The sequence below is a fragment of the Streptacidiphilus melanogenes genome (genome assembly GCF_000787835.1).
Lineage (GTDB): Bacteria > Actinomycetota > Actinomycetes > Streptomycetales > Streptomycetaceae > Streptacidiphilus > Streptacidiphilus melanogenes.
On the sequence record NZ_BBPP01000011.1, the window covers coordinates 186934 to 208918 of the forward strand.

At 73.2% G+C, this 21985-nt stretch carries 25 protein-coding genes and 1 pseudogene; 15 read left to right on the forward strand and 11 right to left on the reverse strand.

Features of this window, described 5'->3' with window-relative positions; all coding sequences use genetic code 11:
* Positions 1-93 precede the first annotated feature (93 nt).
* Positions 94-522 carry a large conductance mechanosensitive channel protein MscL gene (locus TR49_RS15435; RefSeq protein WP_042381977.1) on the forward strand — a complete coding sequence of 143 codons (429 nt, stop codon included), beginning with the start codon at positions 94-96 and terminating at the stop codon, positions 520-522.
* Here TR49_RS15435 and TR49_RS15440 read toward each other — a convergent pair.
* Positions 489-1700: an MFS transporter gene (locus TR49_RS15440; RefSeq protein ID WP_042381979.1), complete on the reverse strand. Its 1212-nt coding sequence runs from the start codon at positions 1698-1700 to the stop codon at positions 489-491. The genes TR49_RS15435 and TR49_RS15440 overlap by 34 nt on opposite strands.
* A gap of 54 nt (positions 1701-1754) precedes the next feature.
* On the opposite strand from TR49_RS15440, the gene TR49_RS45575 reads away from it, so the two are divergent.
* The 5 genes from TR49_RS45575 (at position 1755) to TR49_RS15460 (ending at position 5254) form a co-directional block, all read left to right on the forward strand.
* Positions 1755-2003 carry a cupin domain-containing protein gene (locus TR49_RS45575; RefSeq protein WP_236653374.1) on the forward strand — a complete coding sequence of 83 codons (249 nt, stop codon included), beginning with the start codon at positions 1755-1757 and terminating at the stop codon, positions 2001-2003.
* A 48-nt stretch (positions 2004-2051) separates the two neighbouring features.
* The gene (locus TR49_RS45580; protein WP_236653375.1) at positions 2052-2582 is read left to right on the forward strand and encodes a helix-turn-helix transcriptional regulator; all 531 of its coding nucleotides are present in this window, start codon (positions 2052-2054) and stop codon (positions 2580-2582) included.
* Positions 2583-2722: 140 nt separating this feature from the next.
* Positions 2723-3343, forward strand: coding sequence for a hypothetical protein (locus TR49_RS42790; protein WP_152627279.1), 621 nt, complete (start codon positions 2723-2725; stop codon positions 3341-3343).
* A gap of 85 nt (positions 3344-3428) precedes the next feature.
* Positions 3429-4319 (forward strand): hypothetical protein, encoded by an 891-nt coding sequence (locus TR49_RS15455; RefSeq protein WP_152627280.1) that lies wholly within the window; start codon positions 3429-3431, stop codon positions 4317-4319.
* A 176-nt stretch (positions 4320-4495) separates the two neighbouring features.
* Positions 4496-5254, forward strand: a complete 759-nt coding sequence (locus TR49_RS15460; RefSeq protein ID WP_042381985.1) for a hypothetical protein — start codon at positions 4496-4498, stop codon at positions 5252-5254.
* Positions 5255-5293: 39 nt separating this feature from the next.
* On the opposite strand, the gene TR49_RS15465 is transcribed toward TR49_RS15460, so the two are convergent.
* Positions 5294-5779: a peroxiredoxin gene (locus TR49_RS15465; protein ID WP_042381987.1), complete on the reverse strand. Its 486-nt coding sequence runs from the start codon at positions 5777-5779 to the stop codon at positions 5294-5296.
* A 90-nt stretch (positions 5780-5869) separates the two neighbouring features.
* Here TR49_RS15465 and TR49_RS15470 point away from each other — a divergent pair, with 90 nt between their 5' ends.
* Complete coding sequence (locus TR49_RS15470) at positions 5870-6517, forward strand: carbonic anhydrase (protein ID WP_042381989.1); 648 nt, start codon at positions 5870-5872, stop codon at positions 6515-6517.
* A gap of 235 nt (positions 6518-6752) precedes the next feature.
* Here TR49_RS15470 and TR49_RS15475 read toward each other — a convergent pair whose 3' ends face one another.
* Both TR49_RS15475 and TR49_RS15480 read right to left on the reverse strand, forming a co-directional pair.
* Positions 6753-7103 carry a DUF6204 family protein gene (locus TR49_RS15475; RefSeq protein WP_042381991.1) on the reverse strand — a complete coding sequence of 117 codons (351 nt, stop codon included), beginning with the start codon at positions 7101-7103 and terminating at the stop codon, positions 6753-6755.
* A 64-nt stretch (positions 7104-7167) separates the two neighbouring features.
* Complete coding sequence (locus TR49_RS15480; protein ID WP_042381993.1) at positions 7168-7404, reverse strand: hypothetical protein; 237 nt, start codon at positions 7402-7404, stop codon at positions 7168-7170.
* 128 nt (positions 7405-7532) lie between these two features.
* On the opposite strand from TR49_RS15480, the gene TR49_RS15485 reads away from it, so the two are divergent.
* Positions 7533-8069: an NUDIX hydrolase family protein gene (locus tag TR49_RS15485; RefSeq protein WP_042381995.1), complete on the forward strand. Its 537-nt coding sequence runs from the start codon at positions 7533-7535 to the stop codon at positions 8067-8069.
* A gap of 39 nt (positions 8070-8108) precedes the next feature.
* Here the strand turns inward: TR49_RS15485 and TR49_RS15490 are convergent, their stop codons facing one another.
* Entirely contained in the window at positions 8109-9122 is a 1014-nt protein-coding gene (locus TR49_RS15490; protein WP_042381997.1) for an MASE1 domain-containing protein, read from the reverse strand.
* A gap of 165 nt (positions 9123-9287) precedes the next feature.
* On the reverse strand, positions 9288-10103 hold the full coding sequence (locus tag TR49_RS15495) for a PP2C family protein-serine/threonine phosphatase (protein WP_042382001.1): 816 nt from the start codon (positions 10101-10103) through the stop codon (positions 9288-9290).
* Between the two features lie 385 nt (positions 10104-10488).
* Here TR49_RS15495 and ggt point away from each other — a divergent pair, with 385 nt between their 5' ends.
* Entirely contained in the window at positions 10489-12360 is a 1872-nt protein-coding gene (ggt, locus tag TR49_RS15500) for a gamma-glutamyltransferase (protein WP_084724920.1), read from the forward strand.
* Positions 12361-12466: 106 nt separating this feature from the next.
* Here ggt and pknB read toward each other — a convergent pair.
* Positions 12467-13540: pseudogene (gene pknB / locus TR49_RS15505) on the reverse strand (Stk1 family PASTA domain-containing Ser/Thr kinase); the annotation flags it as partial.
* Between the two features lie 141 nt (positions 13541-13681).
* On the opposite strand from pknB, the gene TR49_RS15510 reads away from it, so the two are divergent.
* Entirely contained in the window at positions 13682-14086 is a 405-nt protein-coding gene (locus TR49_RS15510; RefSeq protein ID WP_042382004.1) for an MmcQ/YjbR family DNA-binding protein, read from the forward strand.
* A 178-nt stretch (positions 14087-14264) separates the two neighbouring features.
* Here the strand turns inward: TR49_RS15510 and TR49_RS15515 are convergent, their stop codons facing one another.
* Entirely contained in the window at positions 14265-14825 is a 561-nt protein-coding gene (locus tag TR49_RS15515; protein WP_152627281.1) for a hypothetical protein, read from the reverse strand.
* 205 nt (positions 14826-15030) lie between these two features.
* Positions 15031-15936 (reverse strand): tryptophan--tRNA ligase, encoded by a 906-nt coding sequence (trpS, locus tag TR49_RS15520; RefSeq protein WP_084724921.1) that lies wholly within the window; start codon positions 15934-15936, stop codon positions 15031-15033.
* 267 nt (positions 15937-16203) lie between these two features.
* On the opposite strand from trpS, the gene TR49_RS15525 reads away from it, so the two are divergent.
* Positions 16204-16701 carry an adenosine-specific kinase gene (locus TR49_RS15525; RefSeq protein ID WP_201776191.1) on the forward strand — a complete coding sequence of 166 codons (498 nt, stop codon included), beginning with the start codon at positions 16204-16206 and terminating at the stop codon, positions 16699-16701.
* A gap of 49 nt (positions 16702-16750) precedes the next feature.
* Here TR49_RS15525 and TR49_RS15530 read toward each other — a convergent pair whose 3' ends face one another.
* Positions 16751-17896, reverse strand: a complete 1146-nt coding sequence (locus TR49_RS15530; RefSeq protein WP_042382010.1) for an alpha/beta hydrolase — start codon at positions 17894-17896, stop codon at positions 16751-16753.
* Between the two features lie 125 nt (positions 17897-18021).
* On the opposite strand from TR49_RS15530, the gene TR49_RS15535 reads away from it, so the two are divergent.
* Positions 18022-19434: an outer membrane protein assembly factor BamB family protein gene (locus TR49_RS15535; RefSeq protein ID WP_160311602.1), complete on the forward strand. Its 1413-nt coding sequence runs from the start codon at positions 18022-18024 to the stop codon at positions 19432-19434.
* Between the two features lie 91 nt (positions 19435-19525).
* Entirely contained in the window at positions 19526-20110 is a 585-nt protein-coding gene (locus tag TR49_RS15540; RefSeq protein ID WP_152627282.1) for a hypothetical protein, read from the forward strand.
* 54 nt (positions 20111-20164) lie between these two features.
* Here the strand turns inward: TR49_RS15540 and TR49_RS15545 are convergent, their stop codons facing one another.
* Positions 20165-20611 (reverse strand): nitroreductase family deazaflavin-dependent oxidoreductase, encoded by a 447-nt coding sequence (locus TR49_RS15545; protein WP_042382014.1) that lies wholly within the window; start codon positions 20609-20611, stop codon positions 20165-20167.
* A 178-nt stretch (positions 20612-20789) separates the two neighbouring features.
* Here TR49_RS15545 and TR49_RS15550 point away from each other — a divergent pair, with 178 nt between their 5' ends.
* A complete protein-coding gene (locus TR49_RS15550) occupies positions 20790-21050 on the forward strand; it encodes a hypothetical protein (protein WP_042382095.1) in 261 nt (86 codons plus the stop codon).
* Positions 21051-21055: 5 nt separating this feature from the next.
* A complete protein-coding gene (locus TR49_RS15555) occupies positions 21056-21577 on the forward strand; it encodes a histidine kinase (protein WP_152627283.1) in 522 nt (173 codons plus the stop codon).
* Positions 21578-21985 lie beyond the last annotated feature (408 nt).

Consider the following 21985-nt stretch of genomic DNA (forward strand, 5'->3'; position numbering starts at 1 on the left):
GGGGGTGATCCGGCCAGCACTCCCCGGAGCTCGCGCTACTCCGTCCGAGCGAAACGGAGTGATCTCTTCCGACTTTTTGGGAAGGAGCCGGGCATGCTGCGAGGATTCAAGAACTTCCTGATGCGGGGCGACGTGATCGTGGTCGCCATCGGCCTGATCGTGGCCCTGGCGTTCAGCACGCTCATCAAGGCGTTCACCGACTTCGTGATCAACCCGATCATCACCCGGATCCAGGGCAAGAACTCGATCGGGCTGGGCTGGCAGCTCGGCAAGCCCGGCAATGTGGCGACCTACGTGAACATGGGCGCCTTCATCTCCGCCATCGTGTACTTCGTGGTCTTCATGGCGGTCGTCTACTTCATGATCGTCGTGCCCTACAAGCACGTCCAGTCCCGCCGCGGCGTCACCGTCTTCGGCGATCCGACCCCGGCCAAGACCTGCCCTGACTGCCTGTCGGAGGACATCCCGGCCGCCGCCTCCAAGTGCCGCTACTGCGGCTCGGAGCAGCCGCCCGTGGTCTGAACCCGGCCGGGTTCCGGCAGGAGCAGGCCCAGCAGCAGCGCGGCCGGCGGGACCGCGCACAGCGCCAGGAGCGCACCGCGGGGTCCGTGGGACTGAGCGATCAGGCCCAGCACGGGCGCGAGCAGCCCGCCCACACTCACGGCCAGGCCGAGCGTGACGCCGGAGGCGGTGCCCGGACGCGTCGGCAGGTAGTCCTGACCCAGCTTCACCAGGACGGCGAACGGCACGTTCAGGGCCGCACCCGTCAGCAGCGCGAACAGCAGCGGCACCCAACCGCCCGGTGCGAGCAACAGACCCGCGAGGAACGGCAGCACCAGTGCGGCGCCGCACTGGACGGTGCGGACCATGCCCCAGCGGTCCGCGACGCGTCCGCCGACCAGCGTGCCCGCGACGCCGCCCGCAAGGAAGCAGGTCAGGGCCGCACCCGCGAGGGCGCGGGAGGCGTGCAGGTCCCGCAGCCAGTACAGCTCGACGAAGGTGTTCAGGCCGAAGAACGCGACGGAGCGCAGCACCTCCACGCCCGTCAGCACCGCGAACGGGCCCCAGCGGTCGTGGCCCGACGCCGCCTTGGCCCGGACGGGCGCCGCCTGGGCTCGCCGGGCACGGGCGAGCAGGACGAAGGCCATGAGCGCGGCGGGCGGCAGGAACAGCGCAGTCGCGCCGACGCCCCAGGCGACCAGCGCGGGGGTGGCCAGGACGGGCGCGAGGAAGAAGCCGACGCTGCCGCCCGCGGCGAAGACGCTCATCGCTGCGGCGCTGTCGCCCGCGTCCGCGCGGGCCGCCTTGCCCGCGGCCGGGTGGAACATGGCCACCCCCAGGCCCGAGAGCAGGATCAGCGACCACACCGCCGGATAGGGGCCGACCAGCCCGGCGAGGGCGAGGCCGAGCCCGGCCAGGCCCACCCCCGCGCCCGCCAGCCACGGCAGCCGGTACCGGTCGACCGCGAGACCGAGCAGCGGCTGGGGCACGGCGCTGCCCAGCGTCGCCGCCATGGTGAGGCCGGTCGCGGCGAGGTAGCCGTAGTGGCGGTCGAGCACGAAGTAGGGGACGGCGGCGGGGACCAGGCCCTGGTACAGGTCGTCGACCGCGTGGGCCGCGCCCCACAGCCGCATCCGCCGCCACGTCGACGCCGTCGGGCCGGGCGGGGCGGTGTTCCTGGAGTGCACGGTGGAGGTCATGGCTCCAGCCTTCCGGCCGTCCCGCGGTGCCGACTTCCGATAACCTGCCGTGATATGTCGATAAACCGCCAAGTCTCGACGAACCGCCACGTCAGTCGCCGACCACCCGACGGCGGGGCGAGTTGCGGGGGTCCTGCCCCGTACCTGGAGCTGCCCGGCCCCACGGTCCAGCGCCTGGAGCGACACGAGCGCATCGACCGGCACCACCACGACCGCCACCAGCTGATCCATCCCGGCAGCGGGGTGCTCCAGGTCGAGACGGCCGCCGGCAGCTGGGTGGTGCCGCCGCAGCGCGCCGTGTGAATCCCCGCCTTCACCGCGCACGCGCATCTGGCCCGGACGCCCACGCGGATGCGCTCCCTCGCCTTCCCGGCGCTGATCGACCCGATCGGCGGGGAGCAGCCGGCCGTCCTGGCGGTCACCCCGCTGCTGCACGAACTGGTCGCGGCCCTCGCCGAGCCGGACTCCGGCTACGGCGACGCGGAGCGGGCGACCCTGGAACAGGCCGCCGTCGACCAGCTGGCCCGCGCCGAACGCCTGACACTGCATCTGCCCGCGCCCGTCGACGACCGGCTGCGCGCCGTCGCCGCGCTGCTGCACCGCGACCCGGCCGACCCGCGGTCGCTGTCCGAGCTGGGCGCCGCGGTCGGCGCGAGCGAACGGACCCTCAGCCGCCTCTTCCGCGCCGAGACCGGCCTGACCTTCCCGCAGTGGCGCACCCGGCTGCGGCTGCACCACGCCCTCGACCACCTCGCGGGCGGACGCAGCGTCACCGCGACAGCGAGCGCGTGCGGCTACGCAACGCCCAGCGCGTTCATCGAGGCGTTCCGGTCGGTGTTCGGGACGACGCCGGCCCAGCACCGCGTCCCACCTGCACCATGATCGGCGGGCGGGTCGCCCGAACCGCTTCACCTGCACGAATTCTCCTCAGAAGCCTCACCTCTACGAGCTGTCACCACGCCTCACCGTGCTCCTAGGCTCGCCAAGAACCGAACAACGGCATCATTCGCACGGAAGACGGCATGAAGTTCTGCCCCACCTGTCGCCGCCACCTGAACGGCGCTTACTCCTGCCCGGGTTGCGGGGCAGCCGCGGCTGACCTGCCCTTCGACCAGGCCAGGCTGGAGCCGGACGACGCCGCGCACGCGGTGACCTACCGGCAGCCCGGCGACTCCCGGTCCAGCGGACGGGCGGCGCAGCGGGGGCGTCAGCGCGCGCGAGCCGCGCGACGGCGGCGCGCGATGCTGCTCGGGGGCGTCGGCGCGCTGGTGATCGCGGCGACGGGCTTCGCGGTGGCGGGCGGCGGCTCGGGCTCGAACAGCGCAACGCCCGTGGACACGGGCTCCTCCTCCGGCGCCTCGGCGACCGCGCCGGACCTGACGGCCCCCGCCGACGCACCGAGCGCGACCGCTCCGACGGGGCGCCACCGCGCGCCGCACCACCCGTCGGCCTCCGCCTCGGCGTCGAGCGCGTCCGCATCGGCCTCCGCACGGCCGAGCGCCGCGCCCTCGGCGAACCCCGGCCCCACGGGCGGCAACCCGACGGGCACCTCGGGCGGCAGCGGTGGCACTCCGGTACCGCCTCCGAGCCCGACTCCCGCGCCCACTCACTCCTGCCACCAGTTCCTCTTCTGGTGCGGCTGAGCGGCGACCGAACCGCTCAGGGACGGGCCGCCTCCCGGCGTAACCGTCCGGGCACCGCCGGGGCGGCGATGCTGTACTGGATGACATGGCCGGTGGACAGGGACGTCGTCGCAGGCGCCGGGCCGCGCGGGCGGAACAGGCCCGCCAGGCCGAGCGGGTGCGCGCGCGGACGCGGCTGCTCATCGACCTGACCGCGCGCAACGCCGCCTACCGCAAGGGCCTGATCGCCGCGGCCTCCGGGCTCAGCCCGCAGGAGGCCGCGATCATGGCCGATCTCGAACGCCACGGGCTCCAGGTGCCGCAGCTCCACGACGTCCTGTGCGGCGGGCACGTCCTGGTGGACGACCCGGAGCTCTACGAACGGTGGAGCTTTCCCGAGGTCAGCCACCAGCGGCTGTCGAGCCACCACCGGGACATCGACAAGACCCGCTACCCCGACCTGGGCATGCGCGGCCCCGTGGTGCGCGAGAAGCTGCACGGCCGCACGGCGACCGGCACCTGGCTGCAGCTGGAGAAGACCCCGGCCGCGTTCGGCAAGCGCAAGCTGCCCAGCCTGGACGATCTGCGGCACCTGATGGACTACGTCGTCTACCGGATCACCCGCAGCAACGTCGGGCCGTGGGGGCTTTCACGGGTGACCGAGCGTCGCCCGCTGTACCTCTCCCCCGCGCTGGCCCTGCCGACGTGGGTCGGTCCGGACGTCTCCCGCACCCTGGCCGCCACCCTGCGGGGCATCGAGGGCGACGACGACCTCACCTCGGCCTCCGCGGACCTGGCCGCGCACTTCCCGCCGCCCGAGCGCGGCGACCCCACCGACGAGCTCGGCCGGGCCCTCTCCCGGCGGGCCGGTCGCGGGCTGTTCGGCAACTCCCAGGTATGGGTCAGCGAGGCGCCCCTCCCGCCCGCCGCCCAGGTGCTGTTCGCCCCCGGCCCGCTCCCGCGGCCGGGAACCCGATGGATCGGTGGGGAACGATGAGCGACGCCGAGCAGAGCCCGGACGAACCCACCGCACCACAGCCGCAAGGGGACCCGGAAGGGCACCGGGAACCAGGGACGCCGGCAAGGCCAGGCTCCTCCGCAGAGCCAGACTCCTCCGCAGGACCAGACTCATCGGCAGCGCCTGCCTTCCCCGGGGCGCCGGAGGCGACTGAGGTGCCCGGCTCCCCCGGCTCGGATGCCGACGCGCCCGGGGCGGTCTCGGTGCCAGAGGGCATGGTGACGGCGGTGGTGGACCTGGTGGAGACCGGGGCGGTTCCCCTCGGCGCGTACACCGTGGCGGAGCTGACGGTCGTCGACGCCGTCGTCGACTTCCTGGAGACGCGCCCCTCCGACGAGGTGCTCGCGGAGGCGGTGCGCTCGCTCGCCGCGCGGCAGCTGCTGGTCGCCGGTCAGGGCCGGGACCAGCTCCAGGTGCGCGGCGACCTCGGCATCACGCTGGCCTTCCAGCGCCGCGCCCGGCGGGTGCTGGACGCGCGGGTGACCGGCACCGCGCCCGGCGAGGCGTGGCGCATGCTCGTGCTGCCGCAGCCGGAGAACGTCTGCCTGGTCGTGCGCATCGACGCCCTGGGCGTGCACGAGGTGTCCCTGCGCACCCTCGACGACACGCTGCGCCTGGTCGTCGAGTGGCTGCCGCGCGGCCCGTGGGCCGAGCCTTCGGCCGGGGCCGACCCGGACGGGGTGCTCGCCGCGGCCGAACGCTCGGCGTTGCTGACCGCGATCGCCTACTCCGCCGTGGGCTCGGCCGAGACCGCGGAGTCCAGCACCGACCTCGTGCTGGCGCAGCACGAGGGCAGGCTGCACGCGTTCGTCCGCGACCCGGCCGCCCCGTCGCGCCTGGTGTCCAAGGACGGCCGGAGCCGCGGCGTGCGCGACACCGTCGCCGCGCTGCTGGGCCGCCCCAAGCCGGGCTGAGCGGCCGGGCTGAGCGGCTGGGCTGCCGGTGGCGGCGGGTCAGTCGGAGGCCGGCAGCAGGGCCAACTGCTCGGTCAGCGTCGCCACGTCACGGAAGGTCAGCCCGAGGGCGGCGACGTGCTTCCAGCGCAGCACGCCCTCCGCGTCGACGACGAACACCGAGCGGCGCACCATCGCGCCCAGGGTGATGCCGTACGCCTCGGCCGTGGTGCGCGCGGTGTCGGCCAGCAGCGGCATCCGCAGCCCGTGCTTGCGGGCGAACGCCTCGTGGCTGGCGACATCCTGGGTGCTGATGCCCCAGACGTCCGCGCCCAGGTCCGCGAACTGCTCCAGGCCGGAGGAGTACGAACAGAGCTGCTTGGTGCAGACGGGGGTGTCGTCGCCCGGGTAGAAGGCGAGCACGACCGGCCGCCCGCGCTGCGCCGACAGGGTCAACTCGCTGCGGACCGCCTCGCCGTCGACCAGCTGCACGGCAGGAAGGGTGAAATCGGGCGCCGGTGCGCCCACTGCGGGACTCTTCGCCATCTGCACAGCGAACCATACCGGCGAGTAGGCCGAGAGGGCGGGGGGCGACCCCGCGGGGTGGGCGTCGGCGCAAGGCCTTAGGCTGCGGGTATGACGGATTCGATCACGAACGCGCCGACGCCCGAAGAATCCCTGCGGACCCTGCTGGCCGGTAACCGGCGGTTCGTCGGCGGATCGCCCGAGCACCCCAACCAGGACGCCGCGCGCCGCGCCGCGACCGTCCCGACGCAGCGGCCCTTCGCCGTCCTGTTCGGCTGCTCCGACTCCCGCCTCGCTGCCGAGATCATCTTCGACCGCGGCCTGGGCGATCTGTTCGTCGTCCGCACGGCCGGGCACGTCATGGGCCCCGAGGTGCTGGGCAGCATCGAGTACGGCGTGGCCGTCCTGGACAGCCCGCTCGTCGTGATCCTCGGCCACGACCAGTGCGGGGCGGTCGCCGCGACGTGCGAGGCCCTCGACGGTGCTGCGCCCGCCCCCGGCTTCATCCGCGACGTGATCGAGCGCGTCACCCCGAGCGTGCTGGCGGCGCACGCGGCCGGGATCGAGTCGCGGGACGCGATCGTCGAGGAGCACATAAGGCAGACGGTCGACCTGCTGCTGGACCGCTCCCGCGTCCTGGCCGCGGCTGTCGACGCCGGCCGCACGGCCGTGGTCGGCCTCTCCTACCGGCTCGCCGACGGCACCGCCCGCCTGGTCTCCGCCCGCGGCCTCACCGAGCCGGTCGCGGCCGAGGCCTGAGCTGCCCCGGGCGACGCCCGGCAGACGACTGAGGAGCGGCCCCTCTCTCCCGCCGGGAGAGAGGGGCCGCTCCTCAGTCGCTTTCACGCCGTCATCACCACCGGTGGACGCGGTAGGCCTGGGCCTGGCGGCCCGGACGGTTGCCGACGACGCCGACCAGCACGACGGTGACGGTCGCGAGGGCGAGCAGGGGCAGGCAGGTCTCCAGGGACGGTCTGGTTCCGCCGTGCGGGTACTACCCCTGCTGGGCGCGGCGGCGGCGCTTGCCCAGAGGGGCCTGGCTGAGGTCCTCGGACTGGGTGCGCAGGTTGCGGTAGCCGTAACCGTGGGAGGTCAGCCAGGACGTCGCGGACTCCTCGGCGCGCAGTTCCGCGAGGAGGATGTCCTCCTCGGCCTCGCCGGAGTCGAGGTAGCGGAAGGTGAAGGCCGCCCGTGCCGCCAGGTCGTAGCTGAGGTGGCCCTCAGGAGTGTACGCGGCGTGCAGGACGTCGTGCTCGGCCGCGTGCGCGAGCAGCTCGGTACGCTGCTCGTCGCTCAGGCCGTCGAAGACGCCGCGGACGGTGACACGGAAGGTACGAGTGCTCACGCCCGCACCCTAACCATCGCGCGGCCGCCGTCTCCACCGGGTTTCCGCACGGCGCGGCGCGACCTCAGCGCGGCCACTCGCCCGGGTGGTCCGCCCAGAAGACCTGCGCGGGGTCGTGCAGGTCCGCGCCGGGCCGCTCGTGGTGGACCAGGCGCTTGAGCTCGTGGGCGTCCCGGCACGGCTCCGGGGGCGTGACCGTGCCGTCCTCGCGCATCACCCGCACGATCCGCTCGCCCTCGCCCGGTGTCAGCGCGGCGACGAGGACGGGGCAGTCCTGGTTGGGCCACGGGGTCGTGTCCATGCTCCGAGCATCGCTCCCGGGCGCGCGCCGTGCACGCCGAACAGGTCCGCGTCCGAACTCCCCCGGCCCCGTCCGGCCTGCGGCCCGGCGTCCCCCGGGAGGACCGCCGGGAACAGTACGATCACCCAATGGCTGACTTCACCCAGACCACGCCCGGTTGGCTCGAAGCCGACGAACTGTCGGCGGCCCGCGCCCAGTTGCCCGTCCTCTACGTCAACGCGGTGCCGGTGCGCGTCGACGAGGGCGGCGAAGTCACCCACGTGGGCCTGCTCCTGGGCATCGACTCGGACGGCACGGTGACCCGCACCCTGGTCTCCGGTCGCGTGCAGTACCACGAGCGGGTCCGCGACGCGCTGGTGCGCCACCTGGAGAAGGACCTCGGCCCGGTCGCGCTGCCGCGCATCCCGGCCTCGCTCCAGCCCTTCGCCGTGGCCGAGTACTTCCCCACGCCCGGCATCACCCCGTACCACGACCCGCGCCAGCACGCGGTAGCCCTCGCCTACGTGGTCCCCGTCGCGGGCGACTGCAGACCGCGCCAGGACGCGCTGGACCTGGTCTGGTTCAGTCCCGAGGAGGCCGTGTCCGAGCTGGTCCAGCAGGACATGCCCGGCGGCCAGGGCGTCCTCCTCAAGCAGGCCCTCGCCCACGCGGGCTGCCTGGTCTGACGTCCCGCCTGTCGGCGTCGGGCCCTCGGCGGCCCGCCGTCAGCGTCCGTCCTTCCCGAACTCGTCCCTCGCCCCCGGCCAGCGGTCCGCGACCTCGTCGGGGGCGAGGCGGGCGACGACCTCGGCCAGCCCCACGCAGGCCTCGGCGATCATCCGGTTGGTGTTGTCACGCTCGGTGATCACGGCCGCCAACAGCAGCGCGGTCAGCGCGGCCGAGCCGTTGAGTGCCTGCAGTATGAACATCTGCGCGGACACGCTGTGGCCCACGAACGGTCCCGCCGGCTGGATCGCGGCGACCACCCCGAGCACGGAGATCAGCAGCACGCACGGCGCCGCTCCCGGCATCTGAAACCGGATCGCGGCCCAGATCACCAGCGGGAACGCCAGGAACAGCAGCGACAGGCGGCTGTGCGTGACCAGCACCATGACCGCCGCCGTCCCGCCCAGCAGCGTGAACAGCTCCGCCCAGCGCATCATCGGCACGTCCTGCGGGGGCTGCGCGTACCGGCCGGCCAGCAGCAGCGGCGCGACCACGAGCACGCCCATGGCGTCGCCGGTCCACCAGGCCGTCCACGCCGCCCAGTACCCGTGCCCGGAGAGCGCCCCCTGCGCCATCAGGATCAGCGTCGAGGCGCTGGAGCTCACCAGCGTGGCCGTCAGCGCCACGAAGACCAGCGCGAGGCCGTCCCGCAGCCGGTCGAGTTGCGGCCGGAAGCCGACCCACCGCAGGAACAGCCAGGCCAGCACCGGTGCGACGGTCGCTCCCGCGACGATGCCGAGCCCCGCCCAGGTGGGGTTCCAGTGTGAGATCGAGAGCACCACCAGCCACTGACCGAGCGCGATCCCCGGCCACACCCGCAGGCCGAGCAGAAGCAGCGCGGCGACGGCGACGCCGGACGACGGCCACAGCGGGGTGACCCGCACGCCCTCGACGACGACCTGCGCGAGCAGCCCCAGCCGTCCGCCGGCGTAGTAGACGCCGGTCACGACCAGCACCCACAGGAGCGCGGTGCCCCACGCCTGCCGCGTCCCGGCGCTCGCCTCACCTGACATGCCCCTACTTTCCCGGCGCTGCGCTCGCCCGCCTCGTCGTGACACGCCCGTAGGCGCGATCCTCACACGCGAGCGGAACGTCGCACTATCCCTACGACAGACCCGGGAGCCGCCTCGCGCGGTTCGTACGGCTGCCGCAGGTCCCGCCACGCACGGGCGGCGCGGTCAGCGGTCGTGGCGGAGGACGAGGACGGCGGCGTCGTCCTGGTGTCCGGTGAGTTCCGCGACGCGGATGAGGTCGGCGGCCAGACTGGCCGGCTCGCCGTCCGCCGCGGCCCGTATCAGGGCGGCGATGTGGTCGAGGCCCTCGTCGATCGAGAACGACGGGCCCTCGACGACGCCGTCGGTGACCAGGACGAAGGCCCCCGTGCCGGTGAGGTACCGGCGCGAGACGGGATAGGGCTCGCCGGCCTGGATGCCGAGGGGGAGGCCGCCGGCCTCGCCCTCGACCCCGTGCGTGCCGTCGGACGCGGCCCAGACCGCGGGGACGTGGCCGGCGCGGGCCATGGCGAGTTCGCCGCTGGCGGGGTCGTAGCGCAGGAAGCTGCAGGTGGCGAAGAGGTCGGGCTCCATGTCGACGAGCAGGTCGTTCGCCCGGCCGAGGACCTCTCCGGGGTCGGGGATGACGGTGGCGAGGGCGCGCAGCGCGATGCGGACCTGGCCCATGAACGCCGCTGCCTCGACGTCGTGCCCCTGGACGTCGCCCACGGAGAACCCGAGCACGCCGCCGGGCAGGACGAAGCCGTCGTACCAGTCGCCGCCGATGTCCAGGCCGTGCCGGGCGGGCGCGTAGCGCGCGGCGGCGCGCAGCCCTGCGGTCTGCGGCAGCGCCGACGGCAGCAAGTCGCGCTGGAGCGCGGTCGCGAGCTCCACGCGGGCCTTCTGCGACTCCACTCGCTCCAGTGCCTGCGCGGTCAGGCGACCGAGCGTGCTCAGCAGCTCGTCCGAGCTCGCGGACGCCGGGGGGCGGCGTCGGACCATGGACCGCTCCGTTCGACGTCGGGACCGGGGCCTTCTCGGCATGCCCGTGGGGCGCGCTGCATCCTATTGTCCTCTGATCGAGAATTTCCAGGACGACTCGGCAGCTTTCGACCCGACGTCCGGCCCAGCTTGCCTCGCCCGCCCGCCGCCCGGATGTCCGCACCACGGCGCCTCTCCCTCCCCTCGCCTGCGCGTCCCGCAGGGACGCTCCAGCGGCGACGGCGCAGGTCTCGTTCGGGTCGCGGGCGGAGCCCGACAGGGCCGGGACCGGGACCGATCCGGCTCCCGCGACACCCGGAGCCCCCGAAGGAGTGACGCCTCCTTGTCATGGTCGGATCGTTCGTGTCGCAATGGTCATCCTCAACTCGCCCGATCGGAGGCCTGGATGAGTACACGTCGAGTCAGGCGCACCAGCACCCGTCTCGCACCGCCCCTGCTGCTCGCCGCCGCGCTGAGCGCCTTCTCGCTCGCGCCTGCCGCCGGAGCGGCTCCCGTCGCCCGGAGCGCACACGCGGCCTTACCCGCAGCCGCCCCAGCCGCCGTCCCCGCGCCGAAGCAGCCGGAGGCGACCGGGACGGGCGGCGCCGTCGCCAGCGTCTCGGCGGAGGCGACCGACATCGGCATCGAGGTGCTGCGGCACGGCGGCAACGCCGTGGACGCGGCGGTGGCGACCGCGGCCGCCCTCGGGGTCACCGAGCCCTACTCCTCCGGGATCGGCGGCGGGGGCTACTTCGTCTACTACGACGCCCGCAGCCACCGGGTCTCCACGCTGGACGGCCGCGAGACCGCCCCCAGCACCGCCGACCAGAACCTCTTCGTCGAGAACGGCCGGCCGCTGGACTTCTGGACGGCGGTGGACAGCGGCCGCTCCGTGGGCGTCCCGGGCTCGCTGCTCACCTGGCAGCAGGCACTGGACCGCTGGGGCACCCGCTCGCTCGCGCAGTCGCTGAAGCCGGCCGAGAGACTGGCCGACAAGGGCTTCGTCGTCGACCAGACCTTCCACGACCAGACGGCGCAGAACCAGACGCGCTTCTCCTACTTCCCGGCCACCAGCGCCCTGTTCCTGCCGGGCGGTCAGCCGCCGGCCGTCGGCAGCGTCTTCCGCAACCCCGATCTGGCGGCCACCTACCGCGAGTTGGAGCGCGACGGCGTGAACGCCCTGTACCGGGGCGACATCGGAAGGGACATCACCCAGCTCGTCCAGCACCCGCAGGTCGACCCGGCCTCCGGCTGGTACGCCCGCTCCGGCGCGATGACGCCGGCCGACCTGGCCGCCTACCGGGTGCGCGAGCAGGCCCCGACCGAGGTGGACTACCGGGGCCTGGACGTCTACGGCATCGCGCCCTCCTCCAGCGGCGGCACGACCATGGGCGAGGCGCTGAACATCCTGAACGACTTCGACCTGAAGCACGCCTCCTCGGTGCAGTACCTGCACGACTACCTGGAGGCCAGCCGGATCGCCTTCGCGGACCGCAACCGCTGGGTGGGCGACCCGCGCTTCGAGAACGTGCCCACGCAGGCGCTGCTGTCCCAGCGCTTCGCCGACTCGCGCGCCTGCCTGATCTCGCCGGACTCCAGCCTCACCAGCCCGCTCGCCCCCGGCGACCCGCTGCACCCCTCCTCGGGCTGCGCCGACACCGGCACCCCCGCCCCGACCACGCCCGAGGGCACCCACACCACGCATCTGACGGTCGCGGACAAGTGGGGCGACGTCGTCTCCTACACGCTGACGATCGAGCAGACCGGCGGCAGCGCGATGACCGTGCCCGGCCGCGGCTTCCTGCTGAACAACGAGCTGACCGACTTCGACTTCACCCCGGCCGTCGCGGGCGTCCCCGACCCGAACCTGCCGGGACCGGGCAAGCGGCCGCGCTCGTCGATGTCGCCGACGATCGTGCTGAAGAACGGCCGGTTCGACTTCGCCCTCGGCTCCCCCGGCGGGGCCAGCATCATCACCACGGTGCTGCAGGTGCTCACCGAGCACGTCGACCGGGGGCTCAGCCTGGAACAGGCCATCGCGGTGCCGAGGATCAGCCAGCGCAACCTGGCCCAGACGGAAGCCGAACCCGCCTTCCTCGGCAGCGCGGACGAGACGGGACTCGAGGCGATCGGCGAGTCCTTCACGCTCAACCCGGAGATCGGCGCGGCCACCGGTATCCAGGCCCTGCCCGGCGGTCTGCTGCAGGCCGCCGCTGAACCGGTACGCCGCGGCGGCGGAGCGGCGGCGGTCGTGCATCCGGTGGGCCCGCGGAACTGACGCCCGCTCATGCGGGAGCCCTCGCCCGGACGATCGGTTCCGGGCAAGGGCTCCTCAGTCTCTTCGACGCGGTGTCAGCTGGTCATCAGCTCATCAGGGCGTAGGTGATCAGCGTGGTGAGGACCAACGTCACCCCGCCGAGCAGCGCGAGCTTCAGGTACGCGGCACGGTCGGCGGCGGCCCCGCGGCCCGCACCGCCCGTGCTCCTCGGCGCGGCCGCCGCCCGCGACGGACGCTGGGGCGTCGTCGGCGCGGCGGGCTGCGGAGCGGGCTGAGTCACCGCCGCACGGGCCGACGCCGGCTTCACCTGCGGCGCGGGCTGCGCCATGATCGACAGCGGCTGGCCGGCGAGCACCCGCTCGATGTCGGCCCGCATCTCGTCGGCGCTCTGGTACCGCTGCTCGCGGTCCTTGACCAGCGCCCGCATCACGATCGCGTCGATGTCGGGCGAGATCTGCGGGTCGAACAGGGACGGCGGCGCAGGCTGGTCCTGTACGTGCTGGTAGGCGACGGAGATCGGCGAGTCGCCGACGAAGGGCGGGCGCAGCGCGAGCAGCTCGTACAGCAGGCAGCCGGTGGAGTACAGGTCGGTGCGCGCGTCCACCTGCTCGCCGCGCGCCTGCTCCGGGGAGAGGTACTGCGCGGTGCCGATCACGGCGGACGTGGCGGTCATCGTCATCCCCGCGTCGCCCATGGCGCGCGCGATGCCGAAGTCCATGACCTTCACCATGCCCTGACGCGTCAACATGACGTTGGCGGGCTTCATGTCGCGGTGGACGATGCCGCTGCGGTGCGAGTACTCCAGCGCCTGCAGGATGCCCACGGTCATCTCCAGCGCGCGCTCCGGCAGCAGGCGTCGGCCGGACTGCGTGAGCGCGAGAAGGGTGGAGCCCTCGACGTACTCCATCACGATGTACGGCAGGGATATGCCGTCGAGGTAGTCCTCGCCGGTGTCGTAGACGGCGACGATCGCCGGATGGTTGAGTGAGGCCGCGGACTGGGCCTCGCGGCGGAAGCGGGCCTGCGAGACCGAGTCGCGGGCCATGTCGGCCCGCAGCGTCTTGATCGCGACAACGCGGTCGAGCCGCACGTCCCGCGCGACATGGACCTCGGCCATGCCGCCGCGCCCGAGGACGCCGCCCAGCTCGTACCGGTCGCCGAGGCGACGCGCTTCCAGCATGCTCCCAACCCTCTCCATCACCAGGACCCGCCGGCCACAGAGCGGCTCCGCGCCGCTCTCTCCCCACCCGTGACCATGGCTCGAACACGGTACCGCCTCCGGGTGAGCGAAAACGCCGCGGTCCGGACCTACGATGCAGCCATGGCCACCTGGGACGACGTCCGCAGCATCGCTCTCTCCCTCCCCGGCACGAGCGAGCGGGCGTCCCGCGACCACGCGCACTGGTGGGTGAACGGGAAAGGCTTCGTCTGGGAGCGCCCCTTGCGGGCTCCCGACCTCGCCGCGCTCGGGTCTGATGCCCCGGAAGGCCCGATCCTCGGCGCGCGGGTGGCCGACGAGGGCGTCAAAGCCGCGCTGATCACAGCGGAGCCGCAGGTCTACTTCACCATCCCGCACTTCGACGGCTACCCGGCGATCCTGGTCCAGCTGGACCGCATCGAGCTCGACGAACTCCGCGAACTCATCACCGAAGCCTGGCTCTCCCGCGCCCCGAAACGGCTCGCCGAGCAACTCGGCGAGCCCCCTCAGGGACGCGAGCTCCGCTGATGTACGGCACCGCCGCGCCCGCGAGACGTGCCTGTGGCCCTACAGGTGGTTCCGCCAACCAGGGGCGCGGGGAGGAAAGCCCGGCTCGCTGGGCGACTCACCACTCTTGGTGGCTTGTCGCGCCACACGGCGGAGCCGCACATCGGCAGAGCCTCGCGCCCCCGGTCGTGCGACTACCTCAGTTGGACCAGCGGGACTTGCGGCGCTTCTCCTGCGGGGGTGACGCCGTTTCAGGGTCGACCGTCACGCCCTGGAGCGCGCGGGCGAGGGCGACCACGTCGTCGACGGGGCGGGCGATCGCGGCGAGTTGGAGGGCCTGCTCCACGACGGGCGAGTTGGGCCCGCCGAGTGCGTGCACCAGCTGGACCACCTCGGGGACCGGGCGGGAGACGACGGCCACCCGCAGGATGTCCCGGCCACGGGTCTGCTGCGGGCCGCGCAGCGCGGCCAGCAGGACGGTGAGTTCCTCCAGCGGCCGGCCGGCCGCGACCTCGCTGGCGGGGTGCGGCCAGGCGTTCTCACCGTCCGCGTCGAGCAGGGCGAAGAGGCGGGCGACGTCGGCGACGGGGCGGTTCGCGACGGCGCTGTGGACGAGCGCAGCGGCCCAGTCGGGGACGCGGTCGGCTTCGGGCTCGGCGGCGGTCGCCGCCTCCCGCCCGGTGGGCCCCCCGGCGGCCCCGTCCGCGGCGTCGGCCGTGGACTCCTCAGGGCTCGGTATCAACGATATTGCGCGTGCCACGGTACTTCTCCAGTGGTTGTGACGATGGATCACCGAGCGGTACGCCCGACGGTCGGCGGGGTCTCGCCCGCCCGACCAGCGTCCCCGTGATGACCGTACGCGAACCACCCTGGAAGGCCATGTGGGGGACGTGCGCGGCAAAACTTTCCCGCGCCGTCCCCCAAGGCGTCACTGCAGGTCACAGGCTTACTGTGCGTCACCTGTGTCACGCAGGGTAGTCGCAAGCGCGGCGGGCCCGGACGGGCGCGAAGCGCTCGTTGACGGACTCGGTGACCACCTGCTTGAGCCGGGCCGCGCCACCGCCGCCGATCTCCTCGGCGAGCACGGCCGGGTCGCACTCCTGGCACAGCGCCGCGAGCAGGACCAACGAGGAGACCTCCGGCCGGCGCTCGGGCTCGTACGTGATGTGACGCTCCATGTCCGTCTTGGCGCCCCGGATCAGACGGGCCGTCTCGTCCGCGTCCGTGGCCAGCTGGACGGCGTTGCCGCGACTCTTGCTCATCTTTCCGCCGTCCGTGCCCAGCAGCAGCGGCGCGGCCGACAGCAGCGCCTCGGGCTCGGGGAAGACGGGCGCGCCGGGCCGCGTGTAACGGTCGTTGAACCGGCGGGCCACGGTACGGGTGACCTCCAGGTGCGGGAGCTGGTCGCGGCCGACGGGCACCAGGTCTGCCTTGCAGAAGAGGATGTCGGCGGCCTGGTGCACGGGGTAGGTGAACATCAGCCCGGAGACGGCCGCCTGACTGGAGTGCCTGATCTCGTCCTTGACCGTGGGGTTCCGCTGCAGTTCGGCCACGGAGACCAGGCTCAGGAACGGCAGCAGCAGCTGGTTCAGCGCGGGCACGGCGCTGTGCGTGAAGATCACCGAGCGTTCCGGGTCGATGCCGACCGCCAGGTAGTCGAGCATCAACTCCTCGACGTGTCCGGGCAGGTCCGCCGCGACGTCACGGTCGGTCAGCACCTGGTAGTCGGCGATGACGACGTAGACCTCGGCGCCCTCGTTCTGCAGCCGGACCCGGTTCTCCAGGCTGCCGAAGTAGTGGCCGACGTGGAGGCGGCCGGTCGGACGGTCTCCGGTCAGGATGCGCGTGCGCGTGCTCGAGCTGGTGTTCATGGTCTTCTCCCGGGCTGAGGGTGGTGGATGCGGGGTGGTCAGGGACCGGGCCGCGCCGCCGGGCGGCGGTGCGGCGCATCCACCCCGGATCGAGCCGGGGAACGCCGAAGGGCCGTCCGTGACGAACGGCCCTTCGAGGCGTGCGTGCGAGAGGGGGCCGCTCCTAGGAGGAGCGCCACCAGCACCGGCACGAGGAAAGCTGCATGGGCCGAGCATACCGGGCGGCCCCGACATGCGTCGGCCGTCGTCCTCGCGCAGGCTGACCCTATGGCAGCTGAAGCGGTGTCCATCGAGGCCGTCGCGGTCGACAAGCCCGAGGACCTGAACGTGATCATCGGGCAGTCCCACTTCATCAAGACCGTCGAGGACCTGCACGAGGCGCTGGCGGGCATCAGCCCGCACCTGCGCTTCGGCCTCGCCTTCTGCGAGGCCTCCGGGCCGCGTCTGGTGCGCCGCTCCGGCAACGACCCGGAGCTCGTCGCCCTGGCGGTCGCCAACGCGACGGCCATCGGGGCGGGGCACTCCTTCGTGGTCCTGCTGCGCGAGGGCTTCCCGGTCAACGTCCTCAACGCGGTCAAGTCCGTCCCGGAGGTCTGCGGCGTCTTCTGCGCGACGGCCAACCCGGTGCAGGTCCTCGTCGCGGTCACCGCGGCGGGCCGCGGCGTCGTCGGCGTGGTCGACGGCGCGCCGCCGCTCGGCGAGGAGAGCGAGGACGACGTGGCGGCGCGGAAGAACCTCCTGCGGGCCATCGGCTACAAGCTCTGAGCGGACCACCAGCTCTGACCGGCCTCCGAGCGACGCGGCCCGGCGCGCCTCACGGCGCCGGCGGAGCCAGGTGGTCGCTCAGGAACTCCAGGGACGCCGGCAGCAGCCGCACCCAGGTGGTGAAGTTGTGGCCGCCCGTCGGGACCGTCGCCTCGGAGACGACCATCGGCGGGTGGACCAGGGCGGCGAAGGCCTGGGCCTGGCGGTAGGCGGCGCCGTCCTGCTTGCTGCTGGCCAGCATGACGGAGACCGGCGGGGGCGGCAGGTGCGTGAGCCGCCAGCTGAGGTTCGCCTGGTCGCGCAGTGTCTGGCTGCCACCGAAGAGGTCGCCGGTGGTGATGTCCTCCGCGGCCTTGAAGTAGCCGGAGAGCGCGGCGGCCGTCGTGTAGACCGAGGGGTTGCGCATCGCGAGCTTCAGTGCGCAGTAGCCGCCCGTCGAGTCGCCGATCGCGCCCCACCCGGCCGCGTCCGTGCGCACCCGGTAGGAGCCCTCGACGTCGAGCGGGACGTCGGCGGTGAAGTAGGTCTCCGCCTGCGGGCCGTTCGGGATGTCCTGGCACTCGCTGTCGCGGGGCATCGAGGGCGAGGGCTGCATCAGCACCTGCACCATCGGTTTGACCTTGTCCTGCTGCAGCAGCTGGAGCTCGGTCGACGGGTACTGGAGCTTGGTGAGCAGGTTCTTCGCCTCTCCGGGGAAGCCGGTCGTCACCAGCAGCACCGGAAACCTGTCCCTGGCGTAGGCGGGCTGGAAGTACTGCGGAGGCAGGTAGACGTAGCCGTCGGTGCTGAGCCCGGTGACACGGCCGGGAATGCGGACCTGGTCCACGCGGCCGACCAGGGCCGGGGCGCGGACGCCGATGCCGTCGGAGCCGGTCGCCTCCTGGCCCAGCACCTCGACCGCGCCGCGCGGGGCCTGCTTCGAACCCGCGCCGGGCACCGACGCCTGGACGGCGACCGGTCCGCCGCCGATGCCGAGCAGGTCGTGCCAGCTGCTGTAGAAGGAGAAGTAGTCGTTGACGAGGATGCCCAGGGTCGACACCAGCAGCAGCTGGGTGACCACGACGGCGACGATCCGCCCCAGCACGGGCCTCCAGCCGCGTCCGGCCAGGCGCGGCCAGAACCACACCATGGCGACGAGACACACCCCGGTCAGCAACGCCGCCAGGATCAGGATCCCGCTGCCGGTCAGCCCCATGCGCCCGCCCGACCTCCGTCCGTACGCCGCCACCGCCTCCTCTCAGAGTGCACCACCGGACGCGCACGCGTCACAGACACGCGCCGCTGCCACTCCTGGGTGGCGGACCACCGCACACTGGGGGTGTGCCCCGCCTTCCCCGTGTCGTGCGTGTCCTCACCGTCGGCGCCGTGCTCGTCGCCACCGCGTGCACCAGCGCGTCGCCGGGCCCGGCCCGGCCGACCGGCTCACCCGTCGCCGAGCTGACGCTCCCGCCCGGCGGCGCCAGCCCCGCGCCGACGCTGCCCGGCGACTGGCTGACCTACCATCACGACCCGGCCCGTTCCGGCAACGTCCCCGGTGTCCCCGCGCCCGGCACACTGCGGCAGCAGTGGCAGGCGCAGCTGGACGGCGCGGTCTACGGCCAGCCGCTGATCGTGCGCGGCACCGTCGTCGCGGCGACGGAGCACGACAGCGTCTACGGCCTCGACCTCGCCACCGGCCGGGTGCTCTGGCGCACCTCCCTCGGCACGCCCGCCCCGCTGTCCACCCTGCCCTGCGGCAACATCGACCCGCTCGGCATCACCAGTACGCCCGTCTACGAGCCCGGCACCGGCCTGGTCTTCACCCTCGCCGAACTGAGCACCGGACGGCACGTGCTGACCGGGCTGGATCCCGCGACGGGCACGGTCCGGGTCCGTCGGGAGGCCGAGCCGCCGCACGGCGACTTCCACGTCCACCAGCAGCGCGGCGCGCTGGCCGCGGTGAACGGCAGAGTGCTGATCACCTACGGCGGTCTGGACGGTGACTGCGGCGACTACATCGGCGCCGTCGTCTCCGTCCCGGCGACGGGCTCGGGTCCGCTGCTGACGTACGCGATCCCGACCAGCCGCGAGGGCGGCATCTGGGCCCCGGGCGGGCCGGTTCTCGCACCGGACGGGCGGGTGCTGGTCTCGGTCGGCAACGGCGCGGCGGAGAACGGACCGTGGGACGGGTCGGACTCGGTCCTGGCCCTCGCTCCCGACTCACTCACCGTCACCGGCTCCTTCGCGCCCGTGACCTGGCCGGACGACAACGCGCACGACCTCGACCTCGGCTCGCTCACCCCGGCGCTGGTCGGCCCCTGGGTCCTCGCCGTGGGCAAGCGCGGCACCGGCTACACCCTCGGCCTGGCCACCCGCCTGCAGCGCACCGGCGTCGGCGGCGAGCAGGCACAGGCGCACCTGTGCAGCGCCTACGGCGCTGCGGCGGTGACGGGGACGACCGTGTTCGTGCCGTGCGACGACGGCCTGCTGCGGGTCGAGGTGGGCTCGGACGGCGTGCCGCATCCGGGCTGGCACGTCCCGCTGCGCGCGTCCGGCTCCCCGGTCCTGGGCGGCGGCGCGGTGTGGGTGGCGGACTACGGCGCGGGGACGCTGCTCGCGCTCGACCAGGCGAGCGGCCGGGTGCTGACCCAGGTGGTCGCGGGCTCGCTGCCGCACTTCGTCTCGCCGGTGCTGAGCGGTGACCGTGTGCTGATCGGCACGGCGGCCGGGGTGACGGCCTTCGGCGGGGCCTGACCGCGCGCCGGGTCCCCTCCTTCAGATGGTGCAACCTCAACCGCGAGCGAAGAGAATGGTGCGAGGGGTTCCCCGACCTCGGGAGGACCCGATGAGTTCGCACGCGCGTTTTTCGGCCGGGGCAGCCGCTCTCGCCGCAGCGATGCTGGCCGTGGCCACCGGGGCCGCCGTCGCGGTCCCCGCAGACTCCAGCTCACCCGGCCCGTCCGCCCCGCCGCCGCTGAGCAGTTCCGCGTCCCGCGGCGGCTCCGGCTCGACGGCGTCCACGATCTGGAAGTTCTACAGCGTCAGCACCTCGTCGAACCTCTACACGGCGTCCGGCCAGGCGATCGCGAACCCGAGCACCGCGCCCGCCCTCGGCGACTACGCCGTCAGCACGGACGACGACTACGCCGGCACCCACACGAACCACTCGACCGCGGTCTACGCCACCGACCACCTGTACTGCCTGTTCACCAAGGCGCCGGCCACGGCCACCTGCTCGGCGCAGATCGCCACCAGTCAGGGCATGCTGATCGCGGACAACTCCACGCAGGACTTCGCCGCACAGGCCCCCACCCAGACCTTCACGATCACCAGCGGGACGGGCGCCTACCAGGGCGCCAAGGGAAGTGTCGTGGTGACCCCGATCGCGAACTCCAACAACGCCGACTTCGTGGTCACCTGGTCCAGGTAGCGCCCGTGGAGCGACCCCGGCCGCCCGTGCTGACGGCCAGGGTGGTCAGCGACGTCAGTGCGCCTGAGCAGTCGGCTCCAGCACGAACAGCGGGATCTCGCGGTTGGTCTTGGTCTGGTAGTCGGCGTAGTCCGGGTAGGCGGCGACGGCCCGCTGCCACCACTGCGCCTTCTCTTCGCCGGTGACCTCACGGGCCGTCATGTCCTGGCGCACCGGTCCGTCCTGCAGTTCGACGCGGGGGTCGGCCTTCAGGTTGAAGTACCACACCGGGTGCTTCGGCGCGCCGCCCTGCGAGGCGACGACGGCGTAACGCCCGTCGTGCTCGACGCGCATCAGCGGGGTCTTGCGCAGCTTGCCGCTCCTGGCGCCGACGGAGGTCAGCAGGATCACGGGCATCCCTCGCATCGTCGTCCCCTCCTTGCCGCCGGACGACTCGTACTGCTCGACCTGGGCCCGCACCCAGTCCGTCGGGCTCGGCTCGTACTCACCCTGCAAAGGCATGCGTATCCGTCCCATCGCTCTCGGTGACGCTCGTTCGTGACCATGATTCCATCCCGCACCACGCTCCGCACCGATCGGCGGCCCAGAACGCGCATGTCGGCCGCCGACGTCGGAAGATGGGCGGCGAGAACCGGGCGGCGACACCCGCCGCCCGGAGAGCCTGCCGGAGGTGACCACGATGAGCTGGCCTGACGCCGGTGACGAGCTGAGGGAGGACCTCGACGAGGCACAGCTCGGCAAGCCGGAACCCTGGTACTACTGCCTGCGGCACCACCGCCCCGAACAGGGCCACCAGGAGCCTGCCCGCTTCCTGCTCGGCCCCTTCCCGACCGAGGAGGCGGCCTCGCACGCGCTCGAGAAGATCGAGGAGAACGAGGAGGCCTGGGCCAAGAAAGACCGCGTCGACCGCGAGCTGCGCGGGGAGGGCGGTGCGTCGTGAAGGAGATGTCCTCCGACATGGAGCACGACGACAAGATGATCTTCTTCACCTTCACCGACCAGGTGAGGGCCACCGCCGCGTTCGAGGACGTGAAGGAGCTGCCGACGGTCAACCGCGCGGCGCTGCTGCAGCGCGACGCGGACGGCAAGGTCACCGTCCCCCTGGACTTCGACCCGGGCGCGGGTGGCGCGATGGTCGGCTTCGGCACCGTCGGCACCATCCTCGGCCTCTTCATCGGCCCGCTCGCCACCGCCATCGGCATCGCCCTCGGCGCGGGCGTCGGCGCACTGGCCGACGGCGAGGAGGCGGAGAGCGAGACGAGCGCCCTCGTCGGCCTCAGCGCCTGGGTCGACCCGGGCAGCTGCCTGCTCGTGGCCGAGATGGTCGAGTCCGACTCCCGCGCGGTCGACTCCATCGCCTCCCGCCACGGCGCGACCCGCCTCCAACGCGTCCCGGCCTCCGAGGCCGCCGACTGGATGGAACGCTTCCGCGCCAAGGCGGAAGCCCAGGCCCAGAGCCAGCGCTGAGCTCCGGGCGGAACTCTCGGCCCGTGGCCGCAGCCGCACTACCTGGCCCGGCGGAAGCCGGGACAGGCCCAGTCGTGGCAGACCGCCCTGCGCCACGGCACCCGGCACCGACGGGCTCCCTGCGCGGCCGCGCGGCGGACCACTTGGTGTCGCTTTGCCTCCGACGCCGCATGAGCATACGGCGTGGCCGATCTGCGGCTCGGCCGCGGTGCGACGAAGACCCCAACGCCCGGCCCCGCGCTGCGCCGTCCGACCGACTCCGGCACCGGCGAACCGCCGCCGCGGGGGCTCAGAGGCAGAGGCCGAGGAGTTCCAGGGCGCAAGAGGGGGTCGGGGTGGCGGCTGCGGGGGGCGGAGGGGGTGCGCTGCGGGAGGTCGACGCGGAGCTGATCGGGGCGGGTGCCGTGG

Bases quoted from the DNA above. Each gene is read 5' to 3' on its own strand.
- TR49_RS15490 (WP_042381997.1), bottom strand. From the start codon at position 9,122: ATGTCAGGTGAGGCGAGCGCCGGGACGCGGCAGGCGTGGGGCACCGCG.
- TR49_RS15530 (WP_042382010.1), bottom strand. From the start codon at position 17,896: ATGGGGCTGACCGGCAGCGGGATCCTGATCCTGGCGGCGTTGCTGACC.
- TR49_RS45575 (WP_236653374.1), top strand. From the start codon at position 1,755: ATGTCGATAAACCGCCAAGTCTCGACGAACCGCCACGTCAGTCGCCGA.
- TR49_RS15480 (WP_042381993.1), bottom strand. From the start codon at position 7,404: ATGGACACGACCCCGTGGCCCAACCAGGACTGCCCCGTCCTCGTCGCC.
- TR49_RS15540 (WP_152627282.1), top strand. From the start codon at position 19,526: ATGAGTTCGCACGCGCGTTTTTCGGCCGGGGCAGCCGCTCTCGCCGCA.
- TR49_RS15455 (WP_152627280.1), top strand. From the start codon at position 3,429: ATGGCCGGTGGACAGGGACGTCGTCGCAGGCGCCGGGCCGCGCGGGCG.
- TR49_RS15440 (WP_042381979.1), bottom strand. From the start codon at position 1,700: ATGACCTCCACCGTGCACTCCAGGAACACCGCCCCGCCCGGCCCGACG.
- TR49_RS42790 (WP_152627279.1), top strand. From the start codon at position 2,723: ATGAAGTTCTGCCCCACCTGTCGCCGCCACCTGAACGGCGCTTACTCC.
- TR49_RS15545 (WP_042382014.1), bottom strand. From the start codon at position 20,611: ATGCCTTTGCAGGGTGAGTACGAGCCGAGCCCGACGGACTGGGTGCGG.
- TR49_RS15495 (WP_042382001.1), bottom strand. From the start codon at position 10,103: ATGGTCCGACGCCGCCCCCCGGCGTCCGCGAGCTCGGACGAGCTGCTG.
- TR49_RS45580 (WP_236653375.1), top strand. From the start codon at position 2,052: ATGCGCTCCCTCGCCTTCCCGGCGCTGATCGACCCGATCGGCGGGGAG.
- ggt (WP_084724920.1), top strand. From the start codon at position 10,489: ATGAGTACACGTCGAGTCAGGCGCACCAGCACCCGTCTCGCACCGCCC.
- TR49_RS15465 (WP_042381987.1), bottom strand. From the start codon at position 5,779: ATGGCGAAGAGTCCCGCAGTGGGCGCACCGGCGCCCGATTTCACCCTT.
- TR49_RS15435 (WP_042381977.1), top strand. From the start codon at position 94: ATGCTGCGAGGATTCAAGAACTTCCTGATGCGGGGCGACGTGATCGTG.
- TR49_RS15550 (WP_042382095.1), top strand. From the start codon at position 20,790: ATGAGCTGGCCTGACGCCGGTGACGAGCTGAGGGAGGACCTCGACGAG.
- TR49_RS15555 (WP_152627283.1), top strand. From the start codon at position 21,056: ATGTCCTCCGACATGGAGCACGACGACAAGATGATCTTCTTCACCTTC.
- TR49_RS15525 (WP_201776191.1), top strand. From the start codon at position 16,204: ATGGCAGCTGAAGCGGTGTCCATCGAGGCCGTCGCGGTCGACAAGCCC.
- TR49_RS15485 (WP_042381995.1), top strand. From the start codon at position 7,533: ATGGCTGACTTCACCCAGACCACGCCCGGTTGGCTCGAAGCCGACGAA.
- trpS (WP_084724921.1), bottom strand. From the start codon at position 15,936: ATGAACACCAGCTCGAGCACGCGCACGCGCATCCTGACCGGAGACCGT.
- TR49_RS15510 (WP_042382004.1), top strand. From the start codon at position 13,682: ATGGCCACCTGGGACGACGTCCGCAGCATCGCTCTCTCCCTCCCCGGC.
- TR49_RS15470 (WP_042381989.1), top strand. From the start codon at position 5,870: ATGACGGATTCGATCACGAACGCGCCGACGCCCGAAGAATCCCTGCGG.